Source organism: Rhodococcus sp. LW-XY12, assembly GCF_019317345.1.
GTDB classification, from domain to species: Bacteria; Actinomycetota; Actinomycetes; order Mycobacteriales; family Mycobacteriaceae; genus Rhodococcus; species Rhodococcus pyridinivorans.
Genome location: NZ_CP079225.1, coordinates 3,700,994 through 3,718,199, shown reverse-complemented (window position 1 = coordinate 3,718,199; position 17,206 = coordinate 3,700,994). Strand labels below are relative to the sequence as shown.

Sequence of the window (17,206 nt, the reverse complement as noted above, 5' to 3'; positions counted from 1 at the left end):
GCCGGATAACCGAGCGGCTCAACCGCGAGATCCGCCGCCGCACCGACGTCGTGGGCATCTTCCCCAACCGGGATGCCATCGTCCGCCTCATCGGCGCCGTCCTGGCCGAGCAGACCGACGAATGGGCCGAAGGCCGCCGATACCTCGGCCTAGAAGTGCTCAGCCGCTGCCGGCTCACCCTGACCACCAACACCGACACCAGCCAGGCGACGGAGGTGAGCACCGATGAACTGATGCAACTACCCGCCTGACCACCAACGAAGGATCAAAAACGAGTTACACCACTACCAGGGGCTTGACCCTTCGGACCGGACGGGCGAGACGTAAACCGCACCGCGCGGACGGTCAGCGGTATCAGCGATTCACCGATCCGATGGTGATGATCAGTGACCGGCCCGCCGAGGTCGCCGACCGTGCGGTGCCCGGACACTGGGAGGGCGATTTGATCACCGGTGAGCTGAACAAGACCGCGATCGGCACCCTCGTCGAACGCACCACCCGTTACACGATGTTGCTGCACCTGCCGAACGGGCACGACGCCGAATCCGTGCGGGACGCGCTCATCGCCGCGATGAAAGACCTGCCCGCGCATCTTCGTGGCTCGCTGACCTGGGATCAGGGCGCCGAGATGGCCCGGCACAAACAGTTCGGTATCGCCGCCGATATGGCCGTGTACTTCTGTGACCCGGCCAGCCCCTGGCAACGCGGCACCAACGAGAACACCAACGGACTGCTGCGGCAGTATTTCCCCAAGGGCACCGATCTGAGTGTCTACAGCCCGGCGGACCTCGAGTGTTTGGGACGCCTTTCGGAAAGCGCGGTTCTGATGATCGGGTAGCGGTCGGACGGGCATCGGATAGCGGCATCTGCCCGTCCGACCGCTGGGCCGCTATGGCGTTGCCGTGGCGAGGTGCCGTCTCATGTTCGGGCCGTCGAGGGCGATGATCTCGGCGCCGGCGACGATCCGGTTGAGGATCGATTCGGCGATGACCGCGTCTTGGAGCGACTTGTACCAATCTGGCGGATCGAACTGCGAGGTCACCAGCGTCGAGCCCCGCCCTTCCCGAGCGGCAAGGATGTTGAGCAGCTCCGCCGCGGTGTGCGGAGCCACCGGCGTGGTCAGGAAGTCATCGAGAACCAGCAGGTCGCAGTTGTGCAGATCAGTGAGGAAGTCCAGCCTGCGCTGCGAGGTCGGCTCCAGCACGGCGAGCCGGTTGGCCAGGTCGTCGAGCCGGAAGAACCTCGCGGTGTAGTACTTTCGGCACGCGGCATTGAGCAGCGCCTGGGCGAGGTAGGTCTTGCCCACGCTGGACTGGCCGAGCACGACGAGATTGCGGGTGGCGTCGATCCATTGACAGCTGGAAAGTCGTGCGATTAGCTCGCGGTTGACGTTGCGGTCAGGCAGGTAGCGGATCTCTTCTACGCAAGCATCAGGGTTTGGCGATCTGGAGGCCTTGAGTAGTTTCTGGGTCCGGCGTTCCTGCCTGGCCGTGATCTCTTTGTCCAGGGCGTGGAAGATCTTCTCCGAGAAGGTCCACTCGTCGCAGGCGGGATCGTTGGCCAAGTCGATGACGGTCTGGCCGAACGCGGTCATCCGCAACTGGGTGAACAGTGGCATGTCGGCGTCGGTGAGATGACGATCAGTCACTGCAGCTCCTCCCGCCCCGCGGTGCCGCTGCTCGGGCCTCCGGTGAGGACGGCGAGGCTGAACTGCTCCGGCCCGGCCAGATGCGCCCCGGTGGTATCTCGCCGATCCGGCGGTACCGCTACAGGCGTTGCGGTCGCCGGCGTCGTCGCTGCGGTCGTGGTGGTGGGTCGAGCGGCGGCCTGGGCCCTCAGGGCCGCCAGCTGCTGCTTGACGGCGGTGTAGCTGATCGCCCGGCGTGAGGTCTCGGAGACCAGCTGCCCGCAGGCCCGCTCGAGCAGCATCTTGTTGTCCCCGCGGGCCAGGGCGAGGATGTTCTGGCACGAGCGGTAGCCCTGAGCCTCGATCCGCTGGCGATCCAGGACCTCACTGATCGCGGCCACGGTGTGCGGTCCGATCTTGTGGGCCTGGCGCACGAAATACGCCCGCGACCACAGGTCCGATGACTGCAGATGCTGCGCGGGAACATGGTCAGGGTCGGTCACGAAGGCGTGCCGCCTACCGGAGACGGCGTGGGAGGCGATGACCTCCCCGCCAGCCATGACAGTGAGCGTGGGGCCGGTGATCTTCACATCGACGTGCTGGCCAGCGAAGGTGTAGGGCACCGAGTACTTCACCGTGGCGATCTCCACGTGGTAATCCCTGTTGACCTTGGACTTCTTCCAGATGACTGGCTGCCAGCGGGCCTCGGGAAGGTCGAACAGTTCCGACTGCTCGTGCTCGGTGAACAGCTCCCGGCGGCTGGTCTTCTGGCCGCGGAACGGGGTCCGGTCGTTGATCGCCTCGACCTCGGCGGCGATCGCCTCGTTCGCATCATCCAGGCTAGCGAACCGCCGATCGGCCAGCCGTCCGATCACCCAGTTCGTCACCACCTTCACCCCAGCCTCGACGTGCCCCTTGTCTGTCGGGCGCACCGGCCGAGTGGGCACGGCAGCGGTCTGGTGATACTCGAGGAAGTCACGGTACTCACGGTTGACCTCGCGGGCCCGGTCACCGCGGGCGATCTGGTTCGACGCCGTCGAGGCGTTGTCCGGGACGATCACCTGCGCCGCGCCGCCGAAGTACTCGAACGCCTGCAAGTGCGCGTCGAGCCAGTTCGGCATCTTCTCGTCCAGGCAGCCGCAGGCGAAGACCATCCCCGAGTACGGCAGCGATGCCACGAACACCGACACTGTGGTCTTGGTGCCGGTGACGGGATCGAAGATGGCCATCTTCGTGCCCGCCCAGTCGACCTGCATCGTGTGCCCGGGCACGTGCGTGATCCGCATCGTCAGCTCGTTGACCTCGACGTACTCGCCGATGATCTGGCAGAACCGCTGGTAGCTGTAGTGCCGCTGCCCCGGCGTGCCGTCAGTGTCGAGGTAGTTGGCCCACAGCACCCGCAGCGGCAGCTTCTTCTTGCCCGTGCGCTTCTTCACGGCAGCCGCCACGTCGAAGGCGACGAACTCCTTCGACGGCGTCTTGCGCCCATCGGCGAACAAGACGTCGATCTCCTCGACGCTGAGCGCCTCGACCTGGCTCGTGGCGGTCAACCCGTGCTCGTGGCAGACCTTCTTCGCCTTCGCGACCGTGCGATGCGAGCAACCCGCGATCGCCTCGATGTCCCGGTAGGACCTGTCCTGCAGCAGTAGCGACATCACCAATCGGTAATCAGTCACCCGTGCCTCCTGTTCGGATCCACGCGCAGCCTGGTTGCCACGCGTAGAACCGACACGAGCACACGAGGACCGGCACCGCTATCCGATGCTCATACTCGCGCTACCCGATCATCAGAACCCTGCTATCCGAAGCACGTCCCTAACACTCGAGCACGTCGCCCAGGAACTCAACGGCCGGCCACGCAAAACGCTCGGCTGGGATACTCCAGCCGAGCGTCTGCGTGATCTAATCCCCACCAACTAACAGCGGTGTTGCGTCGACCCCTTGAAACCGCCCAGCGGAGAGGGGCCTTCCCCATTCGTGTGGTCGAGTCGGCTCGACGGGTGACGCTCGGATCAATTCTGTTCGGCCGAGCGCCGATATCCGACGACGGCGGGGAGGACGAAGATCGCCACCATCCCGGCCGACCACAGGACCGTCTTCAGGAACGGTTCCGCGATCGGACCGCCCATCGCGAGCGAGCGCATGGTGTCGATCGCGCAGGACATCGGCTGGTTCGCCACCACGGGTTGCAGCCAGCTCGGATACGCCATGACCGGCACGAACCCCGAGTTGAAGAACATGAGCAGCGTGCACAGGATCGAGACGGTCTCGACGAGGGGAGTGCGTCCCGGCAGGGTCGCCAGAGCCGTCACCATCATCGCGAATCCGAGACCGAAGATCAGTGGGACCACGAGGCTGAGCAGGGTGGGGCCGATGCCCTGCGTGAACCGGAAACCCAACGCCATGCCGGCGCCGAAGATCACGAGAGAGGTGACGAACACGCGCACCATCTCCGCCATCAACCGCCCCACCAGACCGGACGAGCGGTGGACGGGCAGCGTGTGGAACCGGCTCAGCAGGCCGGAATCGCGTTCGGTGCGCAGCCCCACCGCGCTGACGACCGAGCCGAACATCGCGCCGACGAGCACGATCATGGGCACGGTGCCGAAGATCGACGAATAGCCGGTCGCGGCGGTGATGCTGTCGCCGAGCACGATGCGGAACATCACCAGGGTGAGCGCCGGATAGATGAGCGCCTGGATCATCGTGGCCGGATCGCGGGCCCAGCGGAGCAGCAGGCGACCGCACTGCAGGCGGCTGTGCTCCCACAGTGCGCCGAGGGAACTCTCGCTGCGGACGCGATCCGGTTCGGGATAGGCGAAGGCGCGACCCGGAGTCCCTGCCCGCTCCCGCGATCGGGCCCGTGCCCGCTGTGTCTCGACGGTCTTGCTCATCGACTCACTCCCGCCTCGTCGCGGCCCACACGGCGCCCGGGATGCAGATCACGGCCAGCCCGATCATCCAGAACAGGCTCGGCCGGAAGACCTCCCAGGTCACGCCGTCCTGGGCCATGTCGCGCATCGCGAAGGAGAACTGTGAGATCGGCTGGTTGCGGACGAACGGTCTGATCCACTCCGGGAATCCCTCCTCGGGCACGAAACCGCACGAGAGCATCCCGAGGATCAGCTGCGGCAGGGTCAGCGCCTGCGCTGTGGCCTCGGGGCTCCGGGACAGACATCCGATCGCGTCGGCGCCCAGGCACAACAACAGGCTGATGATCAGTGCGGTCGCGCAGAACAACGCTGCCTGCCCGGGCCCGGCGGAGAAACGGAAACCGATGAGATAACCGAATCCGATCGCCGCGGCCAAGGAGATGACCGACCGCACCATGCTCGCCGTCATCCGTGACGCCAGGGGCGCCGCCGGGGCGACGGGCATCGTCTGCAGACGCGAGGTCACACCGGTCGTGCCCTCCTGCGCTGCCAGCTGCGCCGCGGAGATGGCGGTGAACGCCATCGACTGCAACACGATGATGGGCATCAGGAACTGCGCGTAGTCGATGCCCTGCAACTGCATCACGAACTTGAGCGGCAGATAGAAGCCGAGACCGAAGACGAACGGTGCCAGGACCGCGAGGACCAACTCGCCGTACCGCGCCATCGTGCGCAACGACCGGAGCGTCAGCACCCACCACTGCTCGACGCCCGACGGCGTGATCCGGCGGTGGACACCTCCCCGACGTGCGGGAAGGGTGGACGAGGAGTCGGTGAACGAGACCGTGGAGGCTTCCGTCCCGCGGACCGTCTCGTCGGTGCGGGCCGTCACGGCCGCTCACCTGCCGGCGCAGGCACCGCTCGTTCCGCCTCGGGCGGCGCTGTCGGGCCGCCGTTCGTAGGGCCACCGTCCGTCGGACCGCCGCCGTCGGAAGCGGAGTGCCCGGTGAGGCGGAGGAAGACGTCGTCGAGCGAGGGACGTCGCAGACCGATGTCGGCGAGTTCGATGCCCAGGGGTTCGATGCGCCGCAGCACCTCGGTGAGGGTCGCGGCGCCGTCCGGTGCCGGGACGGACACCCGATCCGTGTCGGGGACCGTACCCACCAGGACGTCCTGGGGGAGAAGACCGTTCAGGGCGTGCAGGATCTCGGGTATCGCCCGCGGGTCGGCCGGAACGATCTCGCAGTGGGTGCCACCCGCGGAGGACTTCAGCTGGTTCGCGGTGCCTTCCGCGATCACGGTGCCCTTGTCGATGACGATGATGTTGTCGCTCAGCACGTCGGCCTCTTCGAGGTACTGCGTCGTCAGGAGCACCGTGATGCCCTGGTCCTTGAGCGCCCCCACCAGCGACCACACGCCCTGCCGGCTGCGCGGGTCGAGACCGGTGGTCGGCTCGTCGAGGAAGACCACCTTGGGACGGACCACGAGGCCGCACGCGATGTCGACCCGTCGGCGCATACCGCCGGAATAACCCTTCACGGGGCGGCGACCGGCGTCGACGAGATCGAACTCCCGGAGCAGATCGTCGGCGCGCCGGGTGGCCGACTTCTTGTCCAGACCCATCAGGCGGCCGAACAGGATCAGGTTCTCCCGGCCGGTGAGGGTGTCGTCGAGCGCGGCGAACTGGCCGGTCATCATGATCGACCGCCGGACCGCTGCGGCGTCGGCGACCACATCGTGCCCGGCGACCACGGCGCGACCCGAGGTGGGACGCAACAGTGTCGACAGCACCTTGACCATCGTGGTCTTGCCGGCGCCGTTGGGGCCGAGGATGCCGAGGACACGGCCCGGCGGTGCAGAGAAGCTGATCCCGTCGAGTGCGTGGACGTCGCCGAACGACTTGTGGACGTCCTCCACGAGAACTGCCTGGTCGTGATCGCTCACATCACACCCCGCCGTAGATCTCGGTCCCCGTCGGGGACGGGTCGGTCCGTCACCGTCGGAATCGTACCGGTGCGCACGATCCCGGGAGGGGTGGACGGACATGCGCGTCGGCGCCGACGTCCCTTCCCCTCGGGGTGTTCACGCCGGTCGGTCAGGACCAGACGCCGAGATCTTCGAGGTGTTCGACGAGTCGGTGGGCCCCGTCGGTGAAGTGTTCGCGCGTCTCGCGTCCGGCGGCCTCGACGTCACCGGTGCGCAGCGCCTGCAGCAACCGCTCGTGCGAGGCGACCGCATCCGTCCCCCAGCTGCGCGCCTTCTCCTAGTACATGATCCGCCTTGTCACTTCACGGTCTCGGTAGCATCACAGCCGGAGGTGACATGTGGCACACCTACCGTGCCCTAACCTGGCTCGCAACGCACTGGATGGTTTGGTTGGCGGGTGAGCACCGGAGTATCACGCCGACGGTTACTGGGAGGGGCCGCCGGCGGATTGTTCGCGTGGGGTGCGACCGCGGGGAGCGGTCGTGCGGCTCCGCCACGCAGGCTTCCTCCACCCGACACCGTCACCGATCCCGCGAGGATGAGTGCGGCCGAGGCGGCAGCGCTGCTGCACGCCGGCGAACTGCACCCGCGCGAACTGCTCGATGCCTGTCTGGACCGCACGCGCTCGTACGACGGAGCGATCGGTGCGTGGATCCGGCTCTACCCCGAAGTGGCCTACGCGGCGGCCGAGGCGGCGGGGGAGCGCCTCGCCCGTGCGCGCCGCGATCGGACCCCGGCGCCGCTCGTGTGCGGGCTCCCGATCGCTCTCAAGGACATCTTCGCGGTGTCCGGGCTTCCGCTCACCGCGTCGAGTCGCGTCCTCGAGGGCAACATCGCGGCCGGGCACTCGGGTGTGTGGCGTCGACTCGAGGACGCCGGTGCGGTGCTCATGGGGCACGCGCACACCGACGAGTTCGCGATCGGTGTCGCCACCCCTCAGGTGGGCAATCCGTGGAACACCGAGATGTCGCCCGGCGGATCGTCCGGCGGCAGCGCGGCCGTGCTCGCCGCGCGGTTCGCGCCCCTCGCGATCGGTAGCGACACCGGCGGTTCGGTCCGGTTCCCGGCGAGCGCCTGCGGTGTCTCGTCGATCAAGCCGACCTACGGGCGCATCACCTCGCACGGCATGATCCCGCTGACCTGGACCCGCGACCACGTGGGTCCGATGGGCCGCAGCGTCGCCGACGCGTCCCTGATGATGACCGTGCTCGCGGGCGCGGATCCGGCCGACCCGATCACGGCACTCGGCCCCGACGTTCCCGAGGGCGGTTATCCGGTGACGGCCGCCGGGGGAGCGAGTCCCCTCGCCGGCGTGCGGATCGGACTGCCCGTGAACACGAATCCCGCACCCCCCGAGGCGGTGCAGCGCGTCGTCGACGACGCGGCACGGGTGGCGGAATCGCTCGGTGCGGTCACGGTCCCGGTGACGATGCCGTCCCTGCCGGAATCCCTCGCGACCGGCGACCAGGTCGAGATGGGTGCCTACCACCAGCAGTTCACCGACCGGCTCGGCCTGTATCGCCCCGAGAACGCGGTGGCCGCGGGCACGGCGGTGGCCTCGCTGGCCGTGCCGGTGGGCGACTACCTCACCTTCGAGCGCGACCGTCTGCGGTACCAGAGCGACTACAACCGGATGTTCGTCGACCAGGATCTCGACGCGATCATGCTGCCCGGCGCCTCCGTCGACGGCGCACGACGCCAGGAGTTCCTCGGCATCAGTGTCACGGCCGGAGTGACGGGCCCCGTGCGATGGGCGAACTACTCCGGTGCCCCCGTGGTGACCCTGCCCGCCGGGTACTCCGCCGCGACGGGGATGCCGGTCGGTGTGCAGCTCGGTGCGCGGCCGTGGCAGGACGAACGTCTCATCGGCATCGGGCTCGAACTGCAGGAGGCACTGCCGATCTGGCGCGACGAGCCGCAGCTCGTCGCCGCCGGCGCACGGGTCCCCGAGGTCGCGCAGGTGCAGCCGGGCCCCGGTCCCGACCCGACGAATACGATCGGGGCGGCCGCTCCGGTTCGGACCCTGCCGATGAACCCCATCGGCTAGGTTCGACCACGCGGATCCGACCGCACGGCGTATCGCCGAGGTGTACATCACGCACCGTCGTGAGTTGAACTCTCGGCCGTGCTCCTGCATACTGGTCGGGTTGCCTTGACCGGGCCATGGATGTTTTGCGGCTCGGATCGGGAAAGACGTGACAGTCGCGGATCGAGCCTCACGGCCTGGTCGCGGCCACATGCAAGACGGAAGCAGTACCCCTGTGTGCTCCTGTGGAGCGCAGCCGGTTCCGTTCCTTGCGGTGTCGAAGCCTTCGAGCATCGACGCCGGGGAATGAGCGGCGGGCCGACACGCCCGACCGCGTGGGCCGGAGAACAATGACAGATGAACAGCGGCAAGCGGATCGGATACGTCCGGCTCGCACTGTGTTTCGAGCGCTGTTCTCGGTCGCCGTTCCCCGGGGAACTGTGCAGACGAGGTGGTTTCCGGCTCCGCCGGGGATCACGAAACGCGGCAAGAAAAGGACACTAAGCGTGGCGGGACAGAAGATCCGCATCAGGCTCAAGGCCTATGACCACGAGGCGATCGACGCATCTGCGCGCAAGATCGTCGAGACGGTGACCCGTACGGGTGCCCGCGTGGTCGGCCCGGTGCCGTTGCCCACTGAAAAGAACGTGTACTGCGTCATCCGCTCGCCGCACAAGTACAAGGACTCGCGCGAGCACTTCGAGATGCGGACGCACAAGCGGCTCATCGACATCCTCGACCCGACGCCGAAGACCGTCGACGCGCTCATGCGCATCGATCTCCCGGCGAGTGTCGACGTCAACATTCAGTGACATTCGATTACAGCGAGCTTGTGAAAGACGCAGCGGAGACAACACATGACTAACCAGATCAAGGGAATCCTGGGCACCAAGCTCGGCATGACCCAGGTCTTCGACGAGAACAACCGGGTTGTCCCGGTCACCGTCGTCAAGGCCGGACCGAACGTGGTCACGCAGATCCGCACCGAGGAGCGCGACGGCTACAACGCCGTGCAGCTCGCCTACGGTGCCATCGCGCCGCGCAAGGTCAACAAGCCGGTTCGCGGCCAGTTCGAGAAGGCCGGCGTCACGCCGCGCCGTCACCTGGTCGAGCTCCGGATCGAGGACGCCTCCGAGTACGAGGTCGGCCAGGAACTCACCGCCGAGGTGTTCGAGGACGGCGCCTACGTCGACGTCACCGGCACCTCGAAGGGCAAGGGCTTCGCCGGCACCATGAAGCGTCACGGCTTCGCCGGCCAGGGTGCGTCGCACGGTACGCAGGCCGTGCACCGTCGTCCGGGCTCCATCGGTGGTTGCGCCACCCCGGGCCGCGTGTTCAAGGGCACGCGCATGTCCGGCCGTATGGGCTCCGACCGCATCACGACGCAGAACCTCTCGGTCCACAAGGTGGACGCCGAGAACGGTCTGCTGCTGATCAAGGGCGCGATCCCGGGTCGCAAGGGCGGCCTCGTGATCGTCAAGACCGCAGTGAAGGGTGGTGCACGGGCATGACCAGCACCGAGACCGCAACCAAGCTGACCCTGGACGTCAAGGCCCCCGGTGGCCAGACCTCCGGCTCCGTCGATCTCCCCGCCGAGATCTTCGACGCTCCCGCGAACATCGCGCTGCTGCACCAGGTCGTCACCGCGCAGCTCGCCGCGGCCCGCCAGGGAACGCACGCCACCAAGACCCGCGGCGAGGTCCGCGGCGGTGGCAAGAAGCCGTACCGCCAGAAGGGCACCGGCCGCGCACGTCAGGGCTCGACCCGTGCGCCGCAGTTCGCCGGCGGTGGCACCGTCCACGGCCCGCAGCCGCGCGACTACAGCCAGCGCACCCCCAAGAAGATGAAGGCCGCCGCCCTGCGCGGAGCCCTCTCCGACCGGGCGCGCAACGAGCGCATCCACGTGATCACCGAACTCGTCGCGGGTCAGACCCCGTCGACGAAGAGTGCTCGCACGTTCCTGGGCGAGATCAGCGACCGCAAGAAGGTCCTGCTCGTCGTCGGCCGTGAAGACGTGGCGGCGTGGAAGTCGGTTCAGAACCTTCCCAACGTCCACGCGCTCGCGCCGGATCAGCTGAACACCTACGACGTGCTCTACAGCGATGACGTCGTGTTCAGCGTCGAGGCGCTCAACACGTTCATCCACGGGCCGGCCGAGTCCGGCCAGGAAGTGAAGGAGGAGAGCAAGTGAGCACGATCGCCGATCCTCGCGACATCCTGCTGGCTCCCGTCGTCTCCGAGAAGTCCTACGGGCTGATGGAAGAAGGCACCTACACCTTCCTGGTCCACCCGGACTCGAACAAGACGCAGATCAAGATTGCCGTCGAGAAGGTCTTCGGCGTCAAGGTGAGCAGCGTCAACACCGCCAACCGTCAGGGCAAGCGCAAGCGGACCCGGTTCGGTTACGGCAAGCGCAAGAACACCAAGCGCGCGCTCGTGACCCTCACGGCCGACAGCAAGCCCATCGAGATCTTCGGAGGCCCGGTCGCCTAGCGATCGGAACTCTCGAGAGATAGAGGACGAGAAGACTCATGGCAATCCGTAAGTACAAGCCGACTACGCCGGGCCGCCGTGGCGCCAGCGTGTCGGACTTCGCCGAGATCACTCGGTCGACGCCCGAGAAGTCGCTGATCCGCCCGCTGCACGGTCGCGGTGGACGTAACGCGCACGGCCGCATCACCACCCGTCACAAGGGTGGCGGACACAAGCGCGCCTACCGCCTGATCGATTTCCGTCGCAACGACAAGGACGGCGTGCCGGCCAAGGTCGCTCACATCGAGTACGACCCCAACCGCACCGCGCGCATCGCGCTGCTCCACTACGTGGACGGCGAGAAGCGCTACATCATCGCCCCCAAGGGCCTCGTGCAGGGTGCTCCCGTCGAGTCGGGCCCCAACGCCGACATCAAGCCCGGCAACAACCTGCCGCTGCGCAACATCCCGACGGGTACGACCATCCACGCGGTCGAGCTGCGTCCGGGTGGCGGCGCCAAGATGGCCCGCTCCGCCGGTGCGAGCATCCAGCTCCTCGGTAAGGAAGGCACCTACGCCACGCTGCGTATGCCCTCCGGCGAGATCCGTCGCGTCGACGTGCGCTGCCGCGCCACCGTCGGCGAGGTCGGCAACGCCGAGCAGTCGAACATCAACTGGGGCAAGGCCGGCCGTATGCGCTGGAAGGGCAAGCGCCCGACCGTCCGTGGTGTCGTGATGAACCCGGTCGACCACCCGCACGGTGGTGGCGAGGGCAAGACCTCGGGTGGTCGCCACCCGGTCAGCCCGTGGGGCAAGCCCGAGGGCCGCACCCGCAAGAACAAGGCGTCCGACAAGCTCATCGTCCGTCGTCGCCGTACCGGCAAGAAGCGCTAGTCAAGGAGGGAGTTAGAGAATGCCACGCAGCCTCAAGAAGGGCCCGTTCGTCGACGACCACCTCCTGGCGAAGGTGGACACGCAGAACGAGAAGGGCACCAAGCAGGTCATCAAGACCTGGTCGCGCCGTTCCACGATTCTGCCCGACTTCATCGGTCATACGTTCGCTGTCCACGATGGACGCAAGCACGTGCCGGTGTTCGTCTCGGAGTCCATGGTCGGTCACAAGCTCGGTGAGTTCGCGCCGACCCGTACGTTCAAGGGCCACATCAAGGACGACCGGAAGAGCAAGCGTCGATGAGCACTGAAACCACCACCAACAGCGCTCGGGCTGTTGCGCGCCACGTGCGCGTGACCCCGATGAAGGCGCGCCGCGTCGTCGACATCGTTCGCGGTAAGTCCGTCGAGGAGGCCCTGGCCATCCTCAAGTTCGCGCCGCAGGCCGCGGCCGAGCCGGTCGCCAAGGTGATCGCGTCGGCCGCTGCGAACGCGCAGAACAACTACAACCTCGACCCCAGCACGCTCGTCGTCGCGACTGCGTACGTGGACGAGGGTGCGACCCTGAAGCGGTTCCAGCCGCGTGCCCAGGGCCGTGCGTTCCGCATCCGCAAGCGGTCGAGCCACATCACCGTGATCGTGGAAAGCGTCGGGTCGGCCTCGACTCGTAACCGCCGGAAGGGAGCTCAGTAGTGGGCCAGAAGATCAACCCGCACGGCTTCCGTCTGGGCGTCACCACTGACTGGAAGTCTCGTTGGTACGCGGACAAGCAGTACGCGGACTACGTCAAGGAAGATGTCGCGATCCGCAAGTTCCTGGCCTCCGGCCTCGAGCGCGCCGGCATCGCGAAGGTCGAGATCGAGCGCACCCGCGACCGTGTGCGTGTGGACATCCACACCGCTCGTCCCGGGATCGTCATCGGACGCCGCGGCGCCGAGGCCGATCGCATCCGCGCCGAGCTCGAGAAGCTGACCGGTAAGCAGGTCCAGCTGAACATCCTCGAGGTCAAGAACTCGGAGTCCGAGGCTCAGCTCGTGGCGCAGGGCGTCGCCGAGCAGCTCTCGAACCGTGTCGCCTTCCGTCGTGCGATGCGCAAGGCCATCCAGTCGGCCATGCGTCAGCCGAACGTCAAGGGCATCCGCGTGCAGTGCTCGGGCCGCCTCGGTGGCGCCGAGATGTCGCGTTCGGAGTTCTACCGCGAAGGTCGCGTCCCGCTGCACACGCTGCGCGCGGACATCGATTACGGCCTCTACGAGGCACGGACCACCTTCGGCCGCATCGGCGTGAAGGTCTGGATCTACAAGGGCGACATCGTCGGTGGCCGTCGTGAGCTCGCTGCTGCTGCAGCTGCTCCCGCCGACCGGCCGCGTCGTGAGCGTCCGAGCCGCCCGCGTCGTTCCGGCGCGTCGGGCACCACCGCGACGAGCACCGAGGCCGGCCGCGCCGCATCGAGCGACGCTCCTGCCTCGACCGAGAACAAGGAGGGCTGACGCAATGTTGATCCCCCGGCGGGTCAAACACCGCAAGCAGCACCATCCGAGCCGTACGGGTGCCGCCAAGGGCGGAACCCAGGTGGCCTTCGGTGACTACGGCATCCAGGCTCTCGAGCCGGCCTACATCACCAACCGGCAGATCGAGTCCGCTCGTATCGCCATGACCCGGCACATCAAGCGTGGCGGCAAGATCTGGATCAACATCTTCCCGGATCGCCCCCTCACCAAGAAGCCTGCCGAGACCCGCATGGGTTCCGGTAAGGGTTCGCCGGAGTGGTGGGTCGCGAACGTCAAGCCCGGTCGCGTGCTGTTCGAGATGAGCTACCCCAACGAGGAGATTGCGCGCGAGGCTCTGCGTCGCGCGATGCACAAGCTCCCCTGCAAGTGCCGCATCGTGACGAGGGAGGAGCAGTTCTGATGGCTACCGGTACCCCCGCCGCGGAACTCCGCGAGCTGAGCGACGAAGAGCTGACCGACAAGCTCCGCGAAGCCAAGGAAGAGCTGTTCAACCTCCGCTTCCAGATGGCCACCGGCCAGCTGGACAACAACCGTCGGCTCCGCGTGGTGCGCAACGAGATCGCCCGTATCTACACGGTGCTGCGCGAGCGCGAGCTCGGACTGGCCACCGGCCCGAATGCGGGTGACGTGGCATGAGTGAGGAAAAGGCAGTGAGCAACCAGGAACAGCGCGCGAGCCGTAAGGTCCGCATCGGTTACGTCGTCTCGGACAAGATGGAGAAGACCATCGTCGTCGAGCTCGAGGACCGGGTGAAGCACCCGCTGTACGGCAAGATCATCCGCCGTACGACCAAGGTGAAGGCGCACGACGAGAACGGTCTGGCCGGCATCGGCGACCGCGTGCAGCTGATGGAGACCCGTCCGCTGTCCGCGTCGAAGCGCTGGCGTCTGGTCGAGGTGCTCGAGAAGGCCAAGTAAGGCCTCCTCGTCCTCGACAGGACCGAGAACATGCAGCACCCCACCACCCGCACCGCGGGCGGTGGGGTGCTGTGCGTCGGGTAGTAGGTGTCGGGTAGTAGGTGCAGCCCTCGCGTGGGGGAGCGGTGGACGTCGCTGCGACACGCCCGGTTCCGGGGTGGGGAGTGACATCACAATTCGCGAATTTGCCCTGCGTACGGTATATGGCCTACTCTGGACGGGTTGCTTACGGGACCCGTGTGTGATTCGCGCGTGCGCCGCAGGCAACCGACGACCGCGTACGTCCAGGTCGGAAATCTGACGTACACACCAATCCAGGTCAAGGAGAAGTAAGTGATCCAGCAGGAGTCGCGACTGCGCGTCGCCGACAACACGGGTGCCAAGGAGATCCTCTGCATCCGCGTTCTCGGTGGCTCGTCCCGTCGCTACGCCGGAATCGGTGACGTCATCGTCGCCACCGTCAAGGACGCGATCCCCGGCGGCAACGTCAAGCGTGGCGATGTCGTCAAGGCCGTGATCGTGCGCACCGCCAAGGAGCGCCGCCGTCCGGACGGTTCCTACATCAAGTTCGACGAGAACGCTGCCGTCATCATCAAGGGCGACAACGATCCTCGCGGCACCCGCATCTTCGGACCCGTCGGTCGCGAGCTCCGCGACAAGCGGTTCATGAAGATCGTCTCGCTCGCTCCGGAGGTGCTGTGATGAAGGTGCACAAGGGTGACACCGTGCTCGTCATCTCGGGCAAGGACAAGGGTGCCAAGGGCAAGGTCATCGCGGCCTACCCGGCGACCGGCAAGGTCCTCGTCGAGGGCGTGAACCGTATCAAGAAGCACACCGCCGTCTCTGCGAACGAGCGTGGCGCCTCCTCCGGCGGCATCGTGACGCAGGAGGCCCCGATCCACGTTTCCAACGTTGCGGTCGTCGACTCGGACGGAAACCCCACCCGCGTGGGCTACCGCACCGATGAGGAAACCGGCAAGCGCGTTCGGATTTCCCGGAAGAACGGGAAGGACCTCTGACATGACTTCCACCGAGAACAAGACCCAGCCGCGCCTGAAGGCCCGCTACCGCGCCGAGATCAAGGACGCGCTGAACGCGGAGTTCGACTACGCGAACGTCATGCAGATCCCCGGCGTCGTGAAGGTCGTCGTCAACATGGGTGTCGGCGACGCCGCCCGCGACGCGAAGCTCATCAACGGAGCCGTCAACGACCTCGCGCTCATCACCGGTCAGAAGCCGGAGATCCGTAAGGCCCGCAAGTCCATCGCACAGTTCAAGCTGCGCGAGGGCATGCCGATCGGTGCGCGCGTCACGCTGCGCGGCGACCGCATGTGGGAGTTCCTGGACCGTCTCGTGTCCATCGCGCTTCCCCGTATCCGGGACTTCCGCGGCCTCAACGGCAACCAGTTCGACGGCAACGGCAACTACACGTTCGGCCTGAACGAGCAGTCGATGTTCCACGAGATCGACGTGGACAAGATCGATCGCCCGCGCGGCATGGACATCACTGTCGTGACCACCGCTACCAACAACGAAGAAGGCCGTGCCCTGCTCAAGCACCTCGGCTTCCCGTTCAAGGAGAACTGAGCCCATGGCTAAGAAGGCACTGGTCAACAAGGCCAACAAGAAGCCGAAGTTCGCGGTGCGCGCCTACACCCGCTGCCAGCGCTGCGGGCGCCCGCACTCGGTCTTCCGCAAGTTCGGACTCTGCCGCATCTGCCTTCGCGAGATGGCACACCGCGGAGAACTTCCGGGAGTTCACAAGAGCTCCTGGTGACGTGAGCGGTGGGCGGAGGACCGAGAAGTTCTCCGCCCACTGTCACGCTGTCATGGGTTCGTCGCCGATCCGTCGACGAATCCGCTATCGAAACCGAGTTTCGATGTAGGCCCACGGCCGGCATGTTCCGGCGTTGCATGGGAACCGCATCGAGAAAGGTGAACAGGTCAGCCATGACCATGACCGACCCCATCGCAGACTTCTTGACGCGTCTGCGTAACGCCAACACGGCGTACCACGACGAGGTCAAGCTCCCGTCCTCGAAGATCAAGGTGAACATCGCCGAGATCCTCAAGCGCGAGGGCTACATCTCCGACTACCGCACCGAGGACGCCGAGGTGGGCAAGACCCTCATCGTCGACCTCAAGTACGGACCTTCCCGTGAGCGCAGCCTTGCCGGCGTGCGCCGCGTGTCGAAGCCCGGCCTGCGCGTGTACGCGAAATCCACCAACCTGCCCAAGGTCCTGGGCGGCCTCGGCGTGGCGATCATCTCCACGTCCTCCGGCCTGCTCACCGATCGCCAGGCGGCCAAGCAGGGAGTGGGCGGGGAAGTCCTCGCCTACGTCTGGTAAAGGGAGGCCACCACAATGTCGCGAATCGGAAAACTCCCCGTTGCAGTTCCTTCGGGCGTCGAGATCACCATCGACGGCCAGGATGTTGCAGTCAAGGGCCCCAAGGGCAACCTGTCCCTGACGATCGCCGAGCCGATCGCCGTCGCCAAGGGTGAGGACGGGGCAATCAACGTCACGCGCCCGAACGACGAGCGTCGCAGCCGCGCGCTGCACGGCCTGTCGCGGACGCTCGTGCAGAACCTCATCGTCGGTGTCACCGAGGGTTACACCACCAAGATGGAGATCCACGGCGTCGGCTACCGCGTGGCCCTCAAGGGCAAGGACCTCGAGTTCTCGCTCGGCTACAGCCACCCCGTGCTGATCGAGGCGCCCGAGGGCATCACGTTCGCCGTCGAGAACCCCACGCGCTTCTCGATCTCGGGCATCGACAAGCAGAAGGTCGGCCAGATCGCGGCCAACATCCGCCGGCTGCGCAAGTCCGACCCCTACAAGGGCAAGGGCATCCGCTACGAGGGTGAACAGGTCCGTCGCAAGGTCGGAAAGACGGGTAAGTGA

The 17,206-nt window shown here is 66.6% G+C and carries 23 protein-coding genes and 3 pseudogenes; 20 read left to right on the top strand and 6 right to left on the bottom strand.

From position 1 onward, the window contains the following. Positions 1-11: 11 nt before the first annotated feature. Positions 12-251: pseudogene (locus KXC42_RS17450) on the top strand (transposase); the annotation flags it as partial. 50 nt (positions 252-301) lie between these two features. Then, a pseudogene (locus KXC42_RS17445) lies at positions 302-790 on the top strand (IS30 family transposase); the annotation flags it as partial. Positions 791-889: 99 nt separating this feature from the next. Here the strand turns inward: KXC42_RS17445 and KXC42_RS17440 are convergent. The 6 genes and pseudogenes from KXC42_RS17440 to KXC42_RS17415 all read right to left on the bottom strand — a co-directional run. Further along, positions 890-1,648, bottom strand: coding sequence for an ATP-binding protein (locus KXC42_RS17440; RefSeq protein ID WP_007633699.1), 759 nt, complete (start codon positions 1,646-1,648; stop codon positions 890-892). Beyond that, entirely contained in the window at positions 1,645-3,303 is a 1,659-nt protein-coding gene (gene istA / locus KXC42_RS17435) for an IS21 family transposase (RefSeq protein WP_257605819.1), read from the bottom strand. The genes KXC42_RS17440 and istA overlap by 4 nt, the downstream gene beginning before the upstream one ends. A gap of 336 nt (positions 3,304-3,639) precedes the next feature. Next, positions 3,640-4,521 carry an ABC transporter permease gene (locus tag KXC42_RS17430; RefSeq protein WP_033096987.1) on the bottom strand — a complete coding sequence of 294 codons (882 nt, stop codon included), beginning with the start codon at positions 4,519-4,521 and terminating at the stop codon, positions 3,640-3,642. A gap of 4 nt (positions 4,522-4,525) precedes the next feature. Further along, the gene (locus tag KXC42_RS17425; protein WP_033096988.1) at positions 4,526-5,392 is read right to left on the bottom strand and encodes an ABC transporter permease; all 867 of its coding nucleotides are present in this window, start codon (positions 5,390-5,392) and stop codon (positions 4,526-4,528) included. Beyond that, on the bottom strand, positions 5,389-6,444 hold the full coding sequence (locus KXC42_RS17420; RefSeq protein WP_033096989.1) for a daunorubicin resistance protein DrrA family ABC transporter ATP-binding protein: 1,056 nt from the start codon (positions 6,442-6,444) through the stop codon (positions 5,389-5,391). Before KXC42_RS17420 ends, KXC42_RS17425 begins: the two co-directional genes overlap by 4 nt. Positions 6,445-6,595: 151 nt before the next feature. Next, positions 6,596-6,742, bottom strand: a pseudogene (locus KXC42_RS17415) (GntR family transcriptional regulator); the annotation flags it as partial. 282 nt (positions 6,743-7,024) lie between these two features. On the opposite strand from KXC42_RS17415, the gene KXC42_RS17410 reads away from it, so the two are divergent. The 18 genes from KXC42_RS17410 to rplF all read left to right on the top strand — a co-directional run bounded on the left by KXC42_RS17410 (position 7,025) and on the right by rplF (position 17,206). Then, positions 7,025-8,533, top strand: a complete 1,509-nt coding sequence (locus KXC42_RS17410; RefSeq protein WP_033096991.1) for an amidase — start codon at positions 7,025-7,027, stop codon at positions 8,531-8,533. Between the two features lie 485 nt (positions 8,534-9,018). Further along, entirely contained in the window at positions 9,019-9,324 is a 306-nt protein-coding gene (rpsJ, locus tag KXC42_RS17405; RefSeq protein WP_003938093.1) for a 30S ribosomal protein S10, read from the top strand. Positions 9,325-9,369: 45 nt separating this feature from the next. Further along, a complete protein-coding gene (gene rplC / locus KXC42_RS17400) occupies positions 9,370-10,023 on the top strand; it encodes a 50S ribosomal protein L3 (RefSeq protein WP_006554610.1) in 654 nt (217 codons plus the stop codon). Then, positions 10,020-10,703: a 50S ribosomal protein L4 gene (rplD, locus tag KXC42_RS17395; RefSeq protein WP_006554609.1), complete on the top strand. Its 684-nt coding sequence runs from the start codon at positions 10,020-10,022 to the stop codon at positions 10,701-10,703. The genes rplC and rplD overlap by 4 nt, the downstream gene beginning before the upstream one ends. After that, a complete protein-coding gene (rplW, locus tag KXC42_RS17390; protein ID WP_006554608.1) occupies positions 10,700-11,005 on the top strand; it encodes a 50S ribosomal protein L23 in 306 nt (101 codons plus the stop codon). Before rplD ends, rplW begins: the two co-directional genes overlap by 4 nt. Before the next feature lie 38 nt (positions 11,006-11,043). Further along, positions 11,044-11,877, top strand: a complete 834-nt coding sequence (rplB, locus tag KXC42_RS17385) for a 50S ribosomal protein L2 (RefSeq protein WP_006554607.1) — start codon at positions 11,044-11,046, stop codon at positions 11,875-11,877. 19 nt (positions 11,878-11,896) lie between these two features. Then, positions 11,897-12,178 carry a 30S ribosomal protein S19 gene (gene rpsS / locus KXC42_RS17380; protein WP_003938088.1) on the top strand — a complete coding sequence of 94 codons (282 nt, stop codon included), beginning with the start codon at positions 11,897-11,899 and terminating at the stop codon, positions 12,176-12,178. After that, on the top strand, positions 12,175-12,567 hold the full coding sequence (rplV, locus tag KXC42_RS17375) for a 50S ribosomal protein L22 (RefSeq protein ID WP_006554606.1): 393 nt from the start codon (positions 12,175-12,177) through the stop codon (positions 12,565-12,567). The genes rpsS and rplV overlap by 4 nt, the downstream gene beginning before the upstream one ends. Beyond that, entirely contained in the window at positions 12,567-13,364 is a 798-nt protein-coding gene (gene rpsC, locus KXC42_RS17370) for a 30S ribosomal protein S3 (protein ID WP_006554605.1), read from the top strand. Before rplV ends, rpsC begins: the two co-directional genes overlap by 1 nt. 4 nt (positions 13,365-13,368) lie before the next feature. After that, the gene (rplP, locus tag KXC42_RS17365) at positions 13,369-13,785 is read left to right on the top strand and encodes a 50S ribosomal protein L16 (protein ID WP_006554604.1); all 417 of its coding nucleotides are present in this window, start codon (positions 13,369-13,371) and stop codon (positions 13,783-13,785) included. Then, positions 13,785-14,021, top strand: coding sequence for a 50S ribosomal protein L29 (gene rpmC, locus KXC42_RS17360; protein WP_006554603.1), 237 nt, complete (start codon positions 13,785-13,787; stop codon positions 14,019-14,021). The genes rplP and rpmC overlap by 1 nt, the downstream gene beginning before the upstream one ends. Beyond that, entirely contained in the window at positions 14,018-14,302 is a 285-nt protein-coding gene (gene rpsQ / locus KXC42_RS17355; RefSeq protein ID WP_024101619.1) for a 30S ribosomal protein S17, read from the top strand. Before rpmC ends, rpsQ begins: the two co-directional genes overlap by 4 nt. 333 nt (positions 14,303-14,635) lie before the next feature. Further along, a complete protein-coding gene (gene rplN, locus KXC42_RS17350) occupies positions 14,636-15,004 on the top strand; it encodes a 50S ribosomal protein L14 (protein WP_006554601.1) in 369 nt (122 codons plus the stop codon). Beyond that, a complete protein-coding gene (gene rplX, locus KXC42_RS17345) occupies positions 15,004-15,321 on the top strand; it encodes a 50S ribosomal protein L24 (protein WP_006554600.1) in 318 nt (105 codons plus the stop codon). Before rplN ends, rplX begins: the two co-directional genes overlap by 1 nt. A 1-nt stretch (position 15,322) precedes the next feature. Further along, positions 15,323-15,889, top strand: a complete 567-nt coding sequence (rplE, locus tag KXC42_RS17340; RefSeq protein WP_006554599.1) for a 50S ribosomal protein L5 — start codon at positions 15,323-15,325, stop codon at positions 15,887-15,889. Positions 15,890-15,893: 4 nt separating this feature from the next. Further along, positions 15,894-16,079, top strand: a complete 186-nt coding sequence (locus KXC42_RS17335) for a type Z 30S ribosomal protein S14 (RefSeq protein WP_006554598.1) — start codon at positions 15,894-15,896, stop codon at positions 16,077-16,079. A 173-nt stretch (positions 16,080-16,252) separates the two neighbouring features. After that, the gene (rpsH, locus tag KXC42_RS17330) at positions 16,253-16,651 is read left to right on the top strand and encodes a 30S ribosomal protein S8 (protein WP_006554597.1); all 399 of its coding nucleotides are present in this window, start codon (positions 16,253-16,255) and stop codon (positions 16,649-16,651) included. Between the two features lie 15 nt (positions 16,652-16,666). Next, complete coding sequence (gene rplF, locus KXC42_RS17325; RefSeq protein WP_006554596.1) at positions 16,667-17,206, top strand: 50S ribosomal protein L6; 540 nt, start codon at positions 16,667-16,669, stop codon at positions 17,204-17,206.

Excerpts from the sequence above, each read along its gene's own strand:
- rplV (WP_006554606.1), top strand. The coding sequence starts at position 12,175 with ATGAGCACTGAAACCACCACCAACAGCGCTCGGGCTGTTGCGCGCCAC.
- rpsQ (WP_024101619.1), top strand. The coding sequence starts at position 14,018 with ATGAGTGAGGAAAAGGCAGTGAGCAACCAGGAACAGCGCGCGAGCCGT.
- rpsH (WP_006554597.1), top strand. The coding sequence starts at position 16,253 with ATGACCATGACCGACCCCATCGCAGACTTCTTGACGCGTCTGCGTAAC.
- rplC (WP_006554610.1), top strand. The coding sequence starts at position 9,370 with ATGACTAACCAGATCAAGGGAATCCTGGGCACCAAGCTCGGCATGACC.
- rplD (WP_006554609.1), top strand. The coding sequence starts at position 10,020 with ATGACCAGCACCGAGACCGCAACCAAGCTGACCCTGGACGTCAAGGCC.
- KXC42_RS17410 (WP_033096991.1), top strand. The coding sequence starts at position 7,025 with ATGAGTGCGGCCGAGGCGGCAGCGCTGCTGCACGCCGGCGAACTGCAC.
- rplE (WP_006554599.1), top strand. The coding sequence starts at position 15,323 with ATGACTTCCACCGAGAACAAGACCCAGCCGCGCCTGAAGGCCCGCTAC.
- KXC42_RS17430 (WP_033096987.1), bottom strand. The coding sequence starts at position 4,521 with ATGAGCAAGACCGTCGAGACACAGCGGGCACGGGCCCGATCGCGGGAG.
- rplP (WP_006554604.1), top strand. The coding sequence starts at position 13,369 with ATGTTGATCCCCCGGCGGGTCAAACACCGCAAGCAGCACCATCCGAGC.
- rplB (WP_006554607.1), top strand. The coding sequence starts at position 11,044 with ATGGCAATCCGTAAGTACAAGCCGACTACGCCGGGCCGCCGTGGCGCC.
- rplX (WP_006554600.1), top strand. The coding sequence starts at position 15,004 with ATGAAGGTGCACAAGGGTGACACCGTGCTCGTCATCTCGGGCAAGGAC.
- rpmC (WP_006554603.1), top strand. The coding sequence starts at position 13,785 with ATGGCTACCGGTACCCCCGCCGCGGAACTCCGCGAGCTGAGCGACGAA.
- rplF (WP_006554596.1), top strand. The coding sequence starts at position 16,667 with ATGTCGCGAATCGGAAAACTCCCCGTTGCAGTTCCTTCGGGCGTCGAG.
- rpsS (WP_003938088.1), top strand. The coding sequence starts at position 11,897 with ATGCCACGCAGCCTCAAGAAGGGCCCGTTCGTCGACGACCACCTCCTG.
- KXC42_RS17335 (WP_006554598.1), top strand. The coding sequence starts at position 15,894 with ATGGCTAAGAAGGCACTGGTCAACAAGGCCAACAAGAAGCCGAAGTTC.